Origin of the sequence: Janthinobacterium sp. NKUCC08_JDC, from assembly GCF_019345575.1 — a bacterium.
In the GTDB taxonomy this organism is placed as follows: domain Bacteria; phylum Pseudomonadota; class Gammaproteobacteria; order Burkholderiales; family Burkholderiaceae_D; genus Janthinobacterium; species Janthinobacterium aestuarii.
The window spans coordinates 622,308-637,068 of record NZ_JAHKQW010000001.1; the positions used below are offsets into that span (position 1 = coordinate 622,308).

Annotated in this window: 15 protein-coding genes; 6 read left to right on the forward strand and 9 right to left on the reverse strand. The window is 65.2% G+C overall.

Annotated elements, in window-relative coordinates; all coding sequences use genetic code 11:
* Positions 1-93: 93 nt before the first annotated feature.
* Positions 94-588, reverse strand: coding sequence for a DUF3224 domain-containing protein (locus KO538_RS02975; RefSeq protein WP_257620133.1), 495 nt, complete (start codon positions 586-588; stop codon positions 94-96).
* Between the two features lie 56 nt (positions 589-644).
* Between KO538_RS02975 and KO538_RS02980 the strand changes: the two genes are divergently transcribed.
* Positions 645-1,487, forward strand: coding sequence for a helix-turn-helix domain-containing protein (locus tag KO538_RS02980; RefSeq protein WP_257620134.1), 843 nt, complete (start codon positions 645-647; stop codon positions 1,485-1,487).
* Here the strand turns inward: KO538_RS02980 and denD are convergent.
* The 6 genes from denD to KO538_RS03010 are packed head-to-tail and all read right to left on the reverse strand — an operon-like array spanning position 1,484 to position 7,481.
* On the reverse strand, positions 1,484-2,461 hold the full coding sequence (denD, locus tag KO538_RS02985; protein WP_219327435.1) for a D-erythronate dehydrogenase: 978 nt from the start codon (positions 2,459-2,461) through the stop codon (positions 1,484-1,486). The two genes, KO538_RS02980 and denD, sit on opposite strands and share 4 nt — an antisense overlap.
* Positions 2,462-2,463: 2 nt before the next feature.
* Positions 2,464-3,255, reverse strand: coding sequence for a 2-oxo-tetronate isomerase (gene otnI, locus KO538_RS02990; RefSeq protein ID WP_219327436.1), 792 nt, complete (start codon positions 3,253-3,255; stop codon positions 2,464-2,466).
* 20 nt (positions 3,256-3,275) lie between these two features.
* The gene (otnC, locus tag KO538_RS02995) at positions 3,276-3,920 is read right to left on the reverse strand and encodes a 3-oxo-tetronate 4-phosphate decarboxylase (RefSeq protein ID WP_219327437.1); all 645 of its coding nucleotides are present in this window, start codon (positions 3,918-3,920) and stop codon (positions 3,276-3,278) included.
* On the reverse strand, positions 3,917-5,218 hold the full coding sequence (otnK, locus tag KO538_RS03000; RefSeq protein ID WP_219327438.1) for a 3-oxo-tetronate kinase: 1,302 nt from the start codon (positions 5,216-5,218) through the stop codon (positions 3,917-3,919). Before otnK ends, otnC begins: the two co-directional genes overlap by 4 nt.
* Entirely contained in the window at positions 5,215-6,138 is a 924-nt protein-coding gene (ltnD, locus tag KO538_RS03005; protein ID WP_219327439.1) for an L-threonate dehydrogenase, read from the reverse strand. Before ltnD ends, otnK begins: the two co-directional genes overlap by 4 nt.
* A 14-nt stretch (positions 6,139-6,152) precedes the next feature.
* Entirely contained in the window at positions 6,153-7,481 is a 1,329-nt protein-coding gene (locus tag KO538_RS03010) for an MFS transporter (RefSeq protein ID WP_219327440.1), read from the reverse strand.
* 187 nt (positions 7,482-7,668) lie between these two features.
* Between KO538_RS03010 and KO538_RS03015 the strand changes: the two genes are divergently transcribed.
* Entirely contained in the window at positions 7,669-8,481 is an 813-nt protein-coding gene (locus tag KO538_RS03015; protein ID WP_034752003.1) for a FadR/GntR family transcriptional regulator, read from the forward strand.
* A gap of 6 nt (positions 8,482-8,487) precedes the next feature.
* Here KO538_RS03015 and KO538_RS03020 read toward each other — a convergent pair whose 3' ends face one another.
* Positions 8,488-9,402, reverse strand: a complete 915-nt coding sequence (locus KO538_RS03020; protein ID WP_219327441.1) for a LysR family transcriptional regulator — start codon at positions 9,400-9,402, stop codon at positions 8,488-8,490.
* A 124-nt stretch (positions 9,403-9,526) separates the two neighbouring features.
* Here KO538_RS03020 and KO538_RS03025 point away from each other — a divergent pair, with 124 nt between their 5' ends.
* Genes KO538_RS03025 through KO538_RS03035 form a run of 3 tightly spaced genes read left to right on the forward strand, consistent with a single transcriptional unit; the run spans position 9,527 to position 12,815 of the window.
* Positions 9,527-10,618: a porin gene (locus KO538_RS03025; RefSeq protein WP_219327442.1), complete on the forward strand. Its 1,092-nt coding sequence runs from the start codon at positions 9,527-9,529 to the stop codon at positions 10,616-10,618.
* Positions 10,619-10,635: 17 nt separating this feature from the next.
* The gene (locus KO538_RS03030) at positions 10,636-11,445 is read left to right on the forward strand and encodes a substrate-binding domain-containing protein (RefSeq protein WP_072452628.1); all 810 of its coding nucleotides are present in this window, start codon (positions 10,636-10,638) and stop codon (positions 11,443-11,445) included.
* Positions 11,446-11,480: 35 nt separating this feature from the next.
* On the forward strand, positions 11,481-12,815 hold the full coding sequence (locus KO538_RS03035) for an MFS transporter (protein ID WP_080698578.1): 1,335 nt from the start codon (positions 11,481-11,483) through the stop codon (positions 12,813-12,815).
* Between the two features lie 2 nt (positions 12,816-12,817).
* Here KO538_RS03035 and KO538_RS03040 read toward each other — a convergent pair whose 3' ends face one another.
* The gene (locus KO538_RS03040; RefSeq protein WP_070301513.1) at positions 12,818-13,444 is read right to left on the reverse strand and encodes a flavin reductase family protein; all 627 of its coding nucleotides are present in this window, start codon (positions 13,442-13,444) and stop codon (positions 12,818-12,820) included.
* 197 nt (positions 13,445-13,641) lie between these two features.
* Between KO538_RS03040 and KO538_RS03045 the strand changes: the two genes are divergently transcribed.
* A complete protein-coding gene (locus KO538_RS03045; protein WP_219327443.1) occupies positions 13,642-14,703 on the forward strand; it encodes an AI-2E family transporter in 1,062 nt (353 codons plus the stop codon).
* Positions 14,704-14,761 lie beyond the last annotated feature (58 nt).

The window sequence follows — 14,761 nt, forward strand, 5'->3', positions numbered from 1 at the left end:
GTGTCGGATTACGCGGCCTTGCCGCTAATCCGACCTACTTGAAAAGCCTTGACCGCACCAGCGCCTGCAGGACCGCTGCCCATGGGCTTTGCCCTACTCCGGCAGCGAATAGTCGATGTCGTAGAAATGCTGGCCGTTTTCAATGCGGATGGCCAAGGTGCCGCTGATGCCCGTCAGCTGCCCCGTGCCGGAATGCGCCACGATGACGATGGACAGCTGCTGCTTGCCATCGGCCATGGTGCCCGCATGCTGCGCCACGAAGCTGCCTTCTCTGCCCTGCAGCACGCCCGTGATGGCTTCCATGGCGACATAGCCGGCCGCGCCCTTGGTGTCGGTGACGGCGCTGAGCATCTCCCCCTTGGCCGTGGCGACCAGGTCGCCGGCATAGACTTTGTCGAGCAGTACCTTGCCCAAGGCCGTGCGCCCCGCACGCTGCGGCGCCGCGGATGGCGTCATGGTGATGCTGAAACTTCCCGTGGCGTGCACTGGCATGCGATGATCTCCCTCTGCAGATGAAGCGGCGCCGGCCGGCGCCACCGATAGACAACATGCGGCCAGCACCAGGCCGGACAAGCTGTGTGATTTCATGATTCCCTTTCAATCGATGCGAGAGAACCATCCTAGTACCGCTCAGGAGACAAATATTGGATAAAGCCGACAGCACGCGCAATGTGCTCGCCGCGCGCGGCCAGGCGCCGAAGGGCATCGTCGACCCGCAGGCGGCGGCGCGGCGCATACGGCTGGCGACCTATCCACCGGCTGACCCGCTGGCGCCGTTCGTCGACTACTTCTGGGTGGTCGAATGGGACAGGCGGGGTTGCGCGCCGGAGACGCAGCGCGTGCTGCCCTACCCGAACGCCCACCTGGTTTTCGACCTTGGGCGCACGGCCATCCATGGCGTCGTGCGCGGCGCCTTTGACAGGCCGTTGACCGGTGCGGGCAAGGTGCTGGGCGTGCGTTTTGCGCCGGGCGGCCTGCGCCCGTTCATCACGCAGCCCCTGTCATCGTTCACCGATACGACCATCGCCGCCGATGCCCTGCTGGACATGCCGGCAGGGCAAGCCGAGGCGCTCGTGCTGCGGCAAGCCGGCGATGCGGCCATGGTGGCGCAGGCACAGGCGTTGCTGCTGGCCAGGCTGCCGCAGGTCGATGACGCGGCCCTGCTGGCCGCCAGGCTGACTGCCGCCGCGGCGGCCCACAACGGCCCGGCGAGCGTGGCGCAGCTGTGCGAAAAAATGGCCATCGGCGAACGCCGGCTGCAGCGCCTGTTCGCCAACTACGTGGGCGTGCCGCCGAAGTGGGTGATCCAGCGCTACCGCCTGCAGGAAGCGATCTGGCGCCTGGCGCAGCCCGATGCGCCCGACTTGGCCAGCCTGGCGCATGCACTGGGCTTTTTCGACCAGGCCCATTTCAGCCGCAGTTTTGCGGAACTGGTGGGCAGTACGCCGCTCGACTATCGCCGCTCGCAGTTGGCAACAGCCGCCTAGCCGGCCGCTTTCACGTCGTCGATATACGCGCGGATGATGCTGGCGAAATCCGCATCGGCCGTCAAGCCCAGCGCTTCGGCGCGTTGGGTATCCCAGGCGCCGGGCCAGCTCTTGACGATGCGCTCGACGGCCGGATCGGGCGCATAGCTGATGCGCTTTGTTACTTCGCTGCCGGCCACCTGTTCCAGTGCGGCGATCATCTCGCCCACGCTCACGCTCAAACCCGGCAAGTTCACCGTGCGGCTGGCACCGAACGCCTCGCCCGCCAGTTCGTGGCCGGCGATCAGGGACGCGATGGCGCCGCGCGGCGACAGCAGCCACAGACGCAAATCGGTGGCCACGGGGCACACGGCCGCCTCGCCATTCAACGGTTCGCGGATGATGCCGCTGGCGAACGACGACGCCGCCTTGTTCGGTTTACCGGGACGTACGCTGATGGTCGGCAGGCGCAGCACGCGGCCGTCGACGAAACCGCGGCGGCTGTAATCGTTGAGCAGCAATTCGCCGATGGCTTTTTGCGCGCCGTACGAAGACTGGGGATTGAGCGCCGTCGTATCCTGCACCACGTCCGGCAGCTTGCCGCCGTACACGGCCACGGAACTGGTAAACACGACCTTCGGCTTGTGCCCCAGTTCGCGGCAGATGTCGAGCAGCAGTCGCGAGGCGTCGAGGTTGATGCGCATGCCCAGCTCGAAATCGGCTTCCGCCTGGCCGCTGACGATGGCGGCCAGGTGGAAGATCGAGCTGGTCTGCGCATCGATGGTGGCGCGCATGAGAGCGCCGTCAGCGATGTCGCCCGTGACGACTGTCACGCGCGCATCGTTGAAGCCATGCGCGGCCACCACGTCGACCAGTACCAGCTCGCTGATCGTTTGCAACTGGCCGTGGCTGTCCGTCAGTTGGCCTTGCGCCAGCAACTGGCGCGCCAGGCGCTGTCCCAGGAATCCGGCGCCGCCGGTAATCAGTACTTTCATCTTCATGCTCCTTGTTTGTTGTTGTAAGCGGCAAGCCAGCCCAGGCCAGCTTCGGTGCGCCCGCGCGGACGGTATTCGCAGCCGATCCAGCCGTCGTAGCCCAGCTCGTCCAACAGCCTGAACAGATACGGGTAATTGACTTCGCCATCGTCCGGTTCATTGCGGGCCGGGACGCTGGCGATCTGCACGTGGCCGATGCCGTCGAAGTTGTTCTTGAACGTCATGGCGATATCGCCCTCGACGATCTGCGTGTGGTAAAAATCCATCTGCACCTTGACGTTGGCCGCGCCCGACTCCAGGCGCAGCGCATGGCCCTGAGCCTGCGTGACGAGGAAGTAGCCGGGCATATCGCGCCCGTTGATCGGTTCGATCAACAGCTCGATGCCATGCTCGCCCACGGCTTGGGCCGCGTACCGCAGGTTGGCCAGGTAGGTGGCGCGGTGCAGCTTGACGTCGGCGCCCACGGGCAGCAGGCCCGCCATCATGTGCACGCGCGGCGTGCCCAGCGCCAGCGCATACTCGATGGCGCGCGCCACGCCGGCGCGGAATTCTTCTTCGCGGCCCGGCAGCGAAGCGATGCCCCGCTCACCGGCCGCCCAGTCGCCCGGCGGCAGGTTGAACAGCACATTCTGCAAGCCGTGCTCGCGCAGCCAGCCCGCCACTTCCTGCGGCGCGTGGTCATACGGGAACAGGAATTCGACGCCTTTAAAACCCGCTTGCGCGGCGGCGGCAAAGCGCTGCGGGAAAGGGACTTCGTTGAACATCATGGTCAAATTGGCGGCAAAGCGGGGCATGCGGTATCTCCTTGGGAATCTTATATGTCGAGTTTGAACGTGTGCTTCAGGTCCGCGATCTGCGCTGCGTCGAGCGGGCGCGTGGGTACGTCGCGCAGCAGCAGGAACAGCTTGGCCGTCTCTTCCAGTTCCTCGGCCGCATACACGGCCGATTCCAGGCTCGTGCCCGAGACGACGGGACCGTGGTTAGCCAGCAGCACGGCCGAGTGCTTGCGCGCCATGGCGCCAATCGCGCCCGCCAGCGCCGGGTCACCAGGCCGGTGATACGGCACCAGCGGCAAGCGCCCCACCTTCATCACAAAATAGGGCGTGAGCGGTGGAATGCAGTCGTCATGGTTCAAGCCGCACATGCACGACACGGCCGCCGAATGGGTCGAGTGCAAGTGCACGATGGCGCCGGCGCTGCCCCGCTCTTCATACATGGCGCGGTGCAGGAACGCCTCTTTTGACGGCGGCGCGCCGCTGATCAGATTGCCGTCCCAATCAAGCTTGGACAGCTGCGCCGGATCGAGCCGTCCCAGGCTGGCGTTCGTGGGCGTGAGCAGCCAGCCGTCATCCAGGCGCACGCTCAGGTTGCCGCTGCTGCCGGCCGTCAAGCCCCGCTCGAACAGCGACTTGCCGAAGTCGACGATCAGCTCGCGCTGGCGCGATTCGGTGGCGCTCATGCCAGCACCTGCCAAGCCTTGCTGAAGAAATCGACCGTGCCGAAATTGCCGGACTTGAGCGCCAGCGCCAAGGGCGCCATGCCATCGTCGCCCGGCGCGGGCAAGGCTTGCGTCCACGGCACGCCAGGGTCGATTTCGGGACCGATGCGCAAGCCCGCCACGCCCAGCGCTTTCACCACGGCGCCCGAGGTTTCGCCGCCGGCGACGATCAGCTGGCCCACGCCGAGGCGCACGAGGCCTTGCGCGATGGAGGCCAAGGTTTCCTCGACGAGGGCGCCGGCACGCTCCACGCCCAGCTGCGCCTGCACGGCACGCACGGCGTCCGGCGTGGCCGTGGCATAGATCAGCACCGGACCTTGCGCCAGGTGCTCATCCGCCCATGCCAGCGCCTGCGCGACAACCGCATCGACCACCTCGCCGCCTGCGGCCAGCTGCAGCGGATCGACGTGGAACGCTGGCGCCAGTTCACGCAGGTGCGCCACCTGCTGCTGCGTGGCCACCGAGCAGCTGCCCGAGATCACGGCGCGCAAACCGGCCGGTGGCGGCAAGCGTCCCGCCTGACCCGCGGGCGATGGCGCCAGCTGGCCCCGCTGACGGAAATTCTGCGGCAGTCCCAAGGCGATGCCGGAGCCGCCCGTGATCAGTTTCAAATCCGCGCAGGCGGCGCCGATGGCTTCCAGGTCGCGGTTCGACACGGCATCGACGACGGCGAAATGGCAGCCCTGGCCGCGCAAGTCCGTGAAGCGTTGGGCGATGGCTACCGCGCCCTTTTCCACCACGGAGAAATCGGCCAGGCCTACCTTGGCTTGCACCTGCTGCTGCAGCACGCGCACCAGGTTCGAATCCGTCATCGGCGTCAGGGGATGCTCGCGCATGCCCGATTCGGCCAGCGGCACGTCGCCGACGAACAGGTTGCCCTTGTAGATGGTGCGGCCGTTGGCGGGGAATGCGGGACAGGCGATGGTGAAATCCGTATCGAGCGCCCGCATCAGCGCTTCGGCCACGGGGCCGATATTGCCGCGCGGCGTGGAGTCGAACGTGGAACAGTACTTGAAGTAGAACTGCTTGCATCCGGCTTGCTGCAGCCAGGCCAGCGCGGCCAGCGATTCGGCCACGGCCTCTTCCGGCGCATTCGTGCGCGACTTGAGGGCGATGACGACGGCGTCGACATCGGCTGGCGGCGGGCCTTGCGGCACGCCGATCAGCTGCACCGTGCGCATACCGGCCTTGACCAGCATGCCGGCCAGGTCGGTGCCACCCGTGAAGTCATCGGCGATACATCCCAGTAGTACGGTCATGATGGTTCCTCTTGATTCAGTAACGCTTGCACCGGCAAAGTAATTCCCGGGAAAGTCTTGATGACGGCCGAGTCGTCCTCGCCGCCAAAGCCGGCCGCCGATGCCTGCATGAACATCTGGTGCGCCGTGGCGGACAGCGGTAATGGAAACACGCTTTTCTTCGCGTAATCGAGCACGATGCCCAAATCCTTGACGAAGATATTCACGGCCGACAGCGGCGTGTAATCGCCCTTCAAAATGTGCGGCACGCGGTTCTGGAACATCCAGGAACTGCCGGCGCTGTTTGAAATGACTTCGTACAGAGCGTCCGGGTCGCAACCGGCGCGCAAGCCCAGCGCCATCGCTTCGGCGGCGGCGGCGATGTGCACGCCGGCCAGCAACTGGTTGATCATCTTGACTTTCGAGCCCTGCCCCGGCTGTTCGCCCAGGCGGTACAGCTTGGCGCAGATGGCGTCGAAAATGCCGGCGCAGGCGTCGAACGCATCGGGCGCGCCGGCCGCCATCACCGACATCTCGCCGGCAGCCGCCTTGGCCGCGCCGCCGGAAATGGGCGCATCGATGAAGCGCAGGCCCATGGCCGCCAGGCGCGCACCGAGGGCCTCGGCAAACTCGGGCGCCACGGTGGCACAGGCGATCACCACGCTGCCCGGCGCCAGACTGGCAGCCGCACCGTGTTCGCCAAACAGCACGGCTTCCGTCTGTTGCGCATTGACGACGACGATCAGCATCGCTTGCACCTGCGCCGCCAGCGCGGCCGGAGACTGCGCCGCATGGGCGCCCTGGCCGGCCAGCGCTTGCACGGTGTCGGCGCGCACGTCGCAGGCATGTACTTCAAAGCCGGCGCGCAGCAACGATTGCGCGATGCCCATGCCCATGGCCCCCAGGCCGATCACGCCAACTTTTTTCATTTCTACGTTCATCTGCTACTCCAGTTTTATTTGTTCACCAGCTTGGCCGGCACGCGCATGATGATGGCCGCGCCAATCACCAGGATGCCGGCCAGCAGGTAGATGGCGATGTCGGTCGACTGCGTCAGGTCCTTGATCGAGCCGATCATGTACGGCGCCGCAAAGCCGGCCAGGTTGCCCACCGAGTTGATGGCGGCGATGCCGGCGGCGGCCGAGACGCCGCCGAGGAAAGCCGTCGGCAGGCTCCAGAACATCGGCGAGGCAGCCAGGATGCCGCCGGCGGCGATCGTCAGGAAGAAGATGGCCCAGCCCGTGTTGTGGGCGCCGGCCAGCGCGCTGCAGACGATGGCGGCGGCACCGACGACCAGCGGGATGGCCATGTGCCAGCGGCGTTCGCGGTATTTGTCCGAGCTGCGGCCGAGCAGTATCATCGACGCCACGGCCACCGAGTACGGGATCGCCGTGAACAGGCCGATATTGAGCACGCCCGTCACGCCGGCCGCCTTGATCAGGCTGGGCAGCCAGAAGGTCAGCGAATACTGGCCCATCACGCAGCAGAAATAAATCAGGGCCATGACCCAGATGCGCGGGTCGGCGAACATGGCGCGGATCGACGGGTGCGATACCTTGCCCTGCGCTTCCGTGGCGATGCGCTGTTCGAGGATGACTTTTTCGTCTTCCGTCAGCCACTTCGCGGCGCGGATGCTGTTATCGAGGTAGCACAGCACTGCCACGCCCATCAGCGCGGCGGGAATCGCTTCGAGCACGAACATCCACTGCCAGCCCGCATAACCGTGCCAGCCGGCGAAGGTTTCCATGATCCAGCCCGACAGGGGGCCGCCGATCAGGCCCGCCACGGGAATGGCGGCCATGAAGGTGCACACCATGCGCGCGCGGCGCTCGGAAGGATACCAGTAGGTCAAATAAAGAATGATGCCGGGGAAGAAACCCGCTTCGGCGATGCCGAGCAGGAAGCGCATGACGTAGAACTGGTTCGGCGTCGTGACGAACATGAAGGCGCCCGAGATGACGGCCCACGTGATCATGATGCGGGCGATCCACACGCGCGCGCCGATCTTGTGCAGCATCACGTTGCTGGGCACTTCGAACAGGAAGTAGCCGAGGAAGAACACGCCCGCTCCCAGGCCGTATACGGTTTCGGAAAACTGCAGATCGGCCAGCATTTGCAGCTTGGCGAAGCCCACGTTCACACGGTCGAGGTAAGCGACGATGTAGCACAGCATGAGGAAGGGAATGATGCGCCAGGTCACCTTGCGGTAGACGGCGTCGTCGATGGTTTTCTGGCTCGCGGCGGCGCCGGCCGGCTGCCCGGGCAATGCTTGTGATACGTCCATGCTTGTCTCCTGATCGCTGGGGGATCGACCGTGCCCGGTTTTTATGGTCCACCGGAGGTGGCTGGCAACTTGTCTAAAATTTGTATGGATGTATATTATGTGTGTGTTTTGTGTGTGTCAAGCTGTATATTCCATATAATGGCAAGCAGGCAAGCCCCATGAGAACCGCTAGCACAAGGATGCACCGATGGACCGCACGTTCCGCTTTACCCTTCCCCCGCCGGAGCCCGCCGCGGGCAGTTTCACCACCGGCACCCTGGGTGCGCGGGTGGCGGCAAGGCTGCGCCAGCAAATCCACAACGATGGCCTGGCCGGCGGCACGCGTTTGCCGTCGGAGCAGGCGATGGCCAGCCACTTCGGCGTGAGCCGCACGGTGCTGCGCGAAGCCATCGCCCTGCTGCAGGCCGACGGCATCCTCGTTACGCGCAAGGGCAGCGGCACCTTCGTGTGCGCGCAGGATGGCGCGAAGACGGGCGAACGGGGCGACGCGCTGACGGAGCAGTCCGTGCAATCGCTGCTGAACCTGATCGAGGTGCGGCAAGGGCTGGAGGCGGAAATCGCCGCGCTGGCGGCCGTGCGGCGCACGCCGGGCCAGCTGGCCGACATCGAGCATGCGTTGCACCGGATCGAGGAAGCCGTGGCGGCCGGCGTCGACGGCGTGGAAGAAGACGTGCGCCTGCACCTGTCGATCGCTGAAGCGACGGGCAACCCCTATTGGCCGAAATTCGTTGCCATGTTTGCCGACCCGATCCGCTCGGCCGTGAAGGTGACGCGCGCGAATGAAGCGCGGCGCACGGACTTTTCCATCGAAGTGCGGCACGAACATGAAAAGATCGTCCAGGCGATCGCCGACGGCGACCCGCAACGGGCGCGCCAGGCGGCCATGGAACACATGCAGCATGCGGCCGAGCGCGTGCGCCTGGCCGACCGCGAATTCTGGCGCGGCGACGGCGGCGCGCTGGCGCGTACCTTGGGGCGCGATCCCATCATGCAAAAATAAGACCGTTCATCCCCTCCGCCCCTGCTTGCCTATGCTCGCGCTCATCATGTCGAACAGGGTGCGCGACGCGGGCGGCATCGCGTGCTGATGCCGGCTGATCAAGCCCAATGTCCGTTTCACGGCGGGATTGACGAGCGGTACGCCGACCACCATGCCTTGCCGCTCCGGCAGGATGGACAGCCCCGGCACCGCCGCCACGCCCAAGCCCGACTCCACCAGCGCCAAGATGCCTGACACGTGGTTGATCTCGCACGAGATCCACGGATGCTTTTCCACGCCCGCCAGCGCCGCATCGAGCACGCTGCGGTTGCCGCTCGACTTGGCCACCGAGATATAGCGTTCGTCGACGGTATCCTTCCAGCTCAGCTTCTTGCGCCTGGCCAGCCGGTGGTCGTGCCGCATCGCCAGCACGTAGGTCTCGACATAGATGGGCTGGAAAAGAATCTCCGGATTTTCCGCGCCTGTAAAACTGATGCCGAAATCCGCCTCGCCCGTCAGCACGAGGTTGAGCACGTCCTGCGCGCTTTCGTCATGCACGCGCACGCGGATTTTCGGAAACTGCGCGCTGAAGCGCTTGAGCACGTCCGGCAGGAAGTGCCACACGGCCGACGGCACGCAGGCGAACGTCACCGTCCCGGTGCGGTGCGCGGCCAGGTCGGCGACACCGAGCACGGCATCCTCGAGGCCATTAAGCGCATCGCGCACGTTCACCAGAAACACCTGTCCCACATTCGTCAGCTGCACGCGCCGGGTGGTGCGCTCGAACAGCTTGACGCCCAGCGCGTCCTCGAGTTTTTCAATGCGGCGGCTCAGTGCCGGCTGCGACAGGAACAGGTCGGCCGCGGCCTGGCGAAAGCTGTTGCGCTCCGCCACGGCCACGAAGGCCTGCAAATCATGAAGTTCGTAATTGATGCGCTGCATGCATGAATCCCCGGAAAAATTGCAATTATCAAATTATGCCATTTCAACGATGATGAGGCCTTAATGCTGAGCCTCGCCAAGAAGGCACCAAGAAGGCATCCCCCCCAAAAAAAATGGAGACACCATGCGACATTGTTCCACTTTCGCGCTGTTGTTCGCGGCCAGCGGCACCTGCCTGGCCCAGAGCGGCGCGGTTTTGTATGGCATCGCGGATGCCGGCATCCGCTATGGTAAAGGCTTGAACGCCGCCAATGCACCCACGCCCGGCGGCACCACGCCCGCCGTCAGCAGCGGCATCAACAACACGAGCCGCTGGGGCCTGCGCGGCCAGGAAGACCTCGGCGGCGGCTGGCAGGCGCTGTACCGCCTCGAGGGCGGCCTGAATCTGGACACGGGCAGCGCGGCCAAATCCGACAAGCTGTTCGACCGGCAAGCGTGGGTGGGCCTGAAGTCGCCGCTGGGCTCCGTGACCCTGGGGCGCCAGGCGACCTTGCTGGCCGACGCCATCGCACCGGTGGACCCGCTGGGCATCCGCTACGCCTCGTTCAATCCGAACGTGAACATCACGGGCTTGAGCAATACGGCTTTTGGCCGCCACTCGTTCGGCCAGCAATACGGCAGCAGCGGCTATGCCGACAACTTCTACCGGCTCGACAACATGGTGAAAACCAGCGCCAACCTCGGGCCGGTGGTGGCGCGCGCCGCCTATTCCTTTGGCGAGGTGGCGGGCGCCACGTCGCCATTGTCGACCTGGGGCGGCGCCCTGACGTACCAGCAGGCGGGGCTGGCCGTGTCCGGGGCGGTGATGCGCTTTCGCAATCGCGACAACCGCAGCCTCGACGCCGCCACCGTGGGCGCCGCCTACAAGGTGGACGCCTGGCAGTTCAAGGCCAACCTGGGCGTCAACCGCGCCGACGTGGGCGCCGGCAAGTCGGTCCGGCAGAGCGTGATATCGGCCGGCGTAAGCCGGCAAATGGCGCCGGACGTGCTGCTCACAACCGCCTACTACAAGGTACGGCGCAGCGCCACGGGCCATGTCGACGACGGCTTCCAGCGCGCTTTCGCCTATCTGGAAAAAACGCTCTCGCCGCGCTCCACCCTGTATCTCGAATCGGACTACACCACGTGGCAAGGCGATGCGGCCGGCGTCACGGGAACGCGGGCCAACGACCGCAAAGGCATGGGCTTGACGCTCGGCCTCATGCATAAATTTTAACGACAGGAGAAACAACCATGCTTCAACATACCCTCGTGCGGCGCTCCGCCCCCCTACTGGCCGGCTTCATGCTGCTGGCCGCCGGCGCGGCCCATGCCGCCGACATCCGCGTGGTCAGCTCGGGCGGTTTCGCCCAGGCCTACAAAAACCTCGCGCCCGCCTACGAGCGCGCCAGCGGCGACCACCTGGTCTCCGAATGGGGACCGTCGATGGGGACGACCAAGAATGCGATCCCGGCGCGCCTGGCGCGCGGCGAGCCGATCGACGTCGTCATCATGGTGGGTGACGCGCTCGACAAACTGATGCAGGAAGGCCGCCTGGTCCCCGGCAGCAAGGTGGTGCTGGCCAATTCACCGATTGCCTGCGCCGTGCGGCGCGGTGCGGCCAAGCCCGACATCAGCACCACCGAGGGCTTGCGCAGCGCTTTCCTGAAGGCGGACAAGGTCGCCTATTCGGACAGCGCCAGCGGCGTCTACATCGAGACGCAGCTGATGAACAAGTTGCAGATTTCGGAGCAGATGCAAGGCAAGGCCGCAAAAATTCCCGCCACCCCCGTCGGCGAAATCATCGCGCATGGCCAGGCCGATTTCGGCTGCCAGCAGCGCAGCGAGCTGCTGCCGGTCGATGGCATCGACATCGTCGGCCTGCTGCCGCCGGAAGTACAGAAGATGACGCAGTTTTCGGCGGCGCTGGTCCCGGGCGGCAAGGAACCGGAAGCCGGCCGCGCCTTGCTGCGCTTCCTCGCCGCCCCTGCCAACGCGGGCGCGATCGAAGCGACCGGACTGGAACCGGCGGCGGCGCCGGCGCCAACGCCAGCAATGCACTAGGCGTGCGTCACTCATCTTTCATCAATAGGTAAATCATGGACATTCCCTCCACCGCCGCACCCATCGCCAAGGCCGCAACGCCGCGCGCGCAAGTGCGTCCGCCCTCGCGCATCGCCACCGTCATCCGGGTGACGAGCGGGAACTTCATCGAAATGTACGATTTTTTCCTGTTCGGCTTTTACGCCACGTACATTGCCAAGGCCTTCTTCCCCGCCACCAGCGAATACGCGGCCCTGATGATGACGTTCGCCACCTTCGGCGCGGGGTTTTTCATGCGGCCGCTGGGCGCCATCATCCTCGGCAGCTATATCGACCGCATCGGCCGCCGCAAGGGCCTGGTGCTGACCCTGGCCATCATGGCTTCCGGCACGGCGCTGATCGCCTTCGTGCCCGGCTATGCCACCATCGGATTGCTGGCGCCGTTCCTCGTGCTGATCGGGCGTTTGCTGCAAGGCTTTTCCGCCGGCGTGGAACTGGGCGGCGTGTCCGTCTACCTGTCCGAGATGGCGACACCCGGCAACAAGGGATACTACGTCAGCTGGCAATCGGCCAGCCAGCAGGTGGCCATCATCTTTTCCGCCGCGCTCGGCTACTATCTCAACGAGACCTTGAGCAAGGAATTCATCGCGGACTGGGGCTGGCGCATCCCGTTCTTCATCGGCTGCTCCATCATCCCCGTGGTGTTCTACATCCGCCGTTCGCTGCAGGAGACCGAGGCCTACCTGACGCGCAAATCGCATCCGACGTTCCGGCAGATGCTCAAGACGATCGCGCTCAACTGGCCGCTGGTGGTCACCGGAACGATGCTGATCGTGCTGACGACGGTCGCGTTCTACCTGATCACCGTCTACACGCCGACCTTCGGCAAGAACGTGCTCAAGCTGAGTACCGAGGAAAGCCTGCTCGTCACCTTGTGCATCGGCCTGTCGAACTTCATCTGGCTGCCCGTCATGGGGGCGCTGTCCGACCGCATCGGCCGCTGGCCCATCATGGCCGTGTGCTCGGCGCTGACGGTGCTGACCGCGTATCCGGCCCTGTCGTGGCTGGTCGCCCATCCCAGTTTCGACCACATGCTGATGGTGGAGCTGTGGCTGTCCTTCCTCTACGGCAGCTACAACGGGGCCACCATCGTCGCGCTGACGGAAATCATCCCGGCCAGCGTCAGGACCACGGGCTTTTCGCTGGCCTACAGCCTGGCCACCGCGCTGTTCGGCGGCATGACGCCGCTGGTATCGACCCTGCTGATCGAGAGCACCGGCGACAAGGCGGCGCCAGGCTACTGGATGGCCGGCGCCGGCGCCATCAGCCTGGTGGCGACGTGGCTGATCTATCGCGGCATCGTCAGGGAGCGCCATCCGCTCCCTGCATGATGTTACGGCCAGGCGGGCCGGCGCATGTGGAACAGGCTGTCCGGCCCGATCTCGAAATAATCGGCCGGACCGCCGCCGCGCAAGATCGGCGCGGCGGCCGCCGTGTCGTACACGCCATCGTTGAGCAGGTGGCGCGCGATGTGCACGCCCACCACTTCCCCCAGCACCAGCCAGCTGCCGACACCGTCGCCATTGACGCCTTGCAGCTCGATGATCTGCGTGCGCCGGCATTCGAAGGAGACGGGACTTTCCGCCACGCGCGGCACATTGACGATGCGCGAGGCGGCCGGCGTCAGGCCGGCCAGCGCGAATTCATCGACTTCGGGCGGCGCCGGTGCGCAGCTGGTATTCATCGCGTCGGCCAGTGGGCGGGTGGCCAGGTTCCACACGAATTCGCCCGTCTGTTCGATATTGCGCAGGGTATCCTTGCGGCCGATACTGGAAAAACCGATCAGCGGCGGATGGTAATTGAAGGCGTTGAAAAAGCTGTACGGCGCCAGATTGAGCACGCCCTCGCTGCTCTGCGTGGCGATCCAGCCGATGGGCCGCGGCCCCACGATGGCATTGAAAGGGTCATGCGGCAAGCCATGGCCCTGTGCAGGTTCATAAAAGTGAATATTGTCGGCCACGCGCGTTCCTGAAGTCAAAGTCAACAGCGCCCGGGATGGAACGCCTGGAACGACAGCTTACTGGAATTGCCGCCACCGCGCTGTCAGACCGCCGGCGCCAGGTGCGCTCGCGCACGCATCGAGACAATTGTATGGCGCGCCGCACCATGCCTCGCTTATGATGGGACAACTCAACCCTTATCATTCCGCTACCGCCCATGCATACCCTCACGCTGCACCAGAAAGTGTTCCTGCTCCTCTTGAGCATCGTCACCATCGGCTTCGGCTGGATACTGGCGCCGTATGCGGGCGCCATCTTCTGGGGCGTCATCCTGGCGATCCTGTTCGCGCCCGTGTACCGCTGGCTGCTGCTGAAAACCAAGGGACGCGCCGGCCTGGCGTCGCTGCTGACCTTGCTGCTGATCATCGTCATCGTCATCCTGCCGCTGTCGCTCATTTCCGTGTCGCTCGTGAACCAGGCAGCCAGCGTCGTGGAAATGGTACGCTCTGGCGAATTCACGGTCGCCATGTTCTTCAATAAAATCATGGCCGTGCTGCCGCAATGGCTGATCAATTTGCTCGACCGCTTCAACCTGACCAGCCTGGCCAGCATGCAGGACAAGCTGGCCGAGGGCGCCAAACAGGTAAGCCAGGTGGTGGCGGTAAAAGCCATCAACGTGGGCCTGTACACCTTCGAATTTCTCACCAGCCTGTGCATCATGCTGTACCTGCTGTTTTTCCTCATGCGCGATGGCTCGACACTGTCGGCCCGCATCAAGGGTGCCGTGCCGCTGAGCCGCAAGTACAAGCAGCGCCTGTTCACCAATTTCACCACCGTGATCCGTGCCACGGTGAAAGGCAACATCCTCGTGGCGATCGCCCAAGGCGCCCTCGGCGGGCTGGCGTTCTGGTTCCTCGACGTGCCGGCACCCCTGCTGTGGGCCGTGCTGATGGCCTTCCTGTCGCTGCTGCCGGCCGTCGGCGCCGCCCTCGTCTGGGCGCCCGTGGCCGTCTACTTCCTGGCCACGGGCGCCATCTGGCAAGGCGCGGGCCTGGCCGCCTTCGGCGTCTTCGTCATCGGCCTGGTCGACAACGTGCTGCGCCCCATCCTGGTGGGCAAGGACACCAAGATGCCCGACTACGTGGTGCTGCTGTCGACCGTGGGCGGCATGGCCCTGTTTGGCCTGAACGGCTTCGTCATCGGCCCCGTGGTCGCGGCCCTGTTCATCGCCTCGTGGGACCTGTTCGTCTCGGCCAGCGAGTTCCAGGCCGAGGATTGAGGCGCCGTCCCAGCCTGCAAAAATAAACCATCCGGAACCCGGCCTGCGGGCGGCGCCA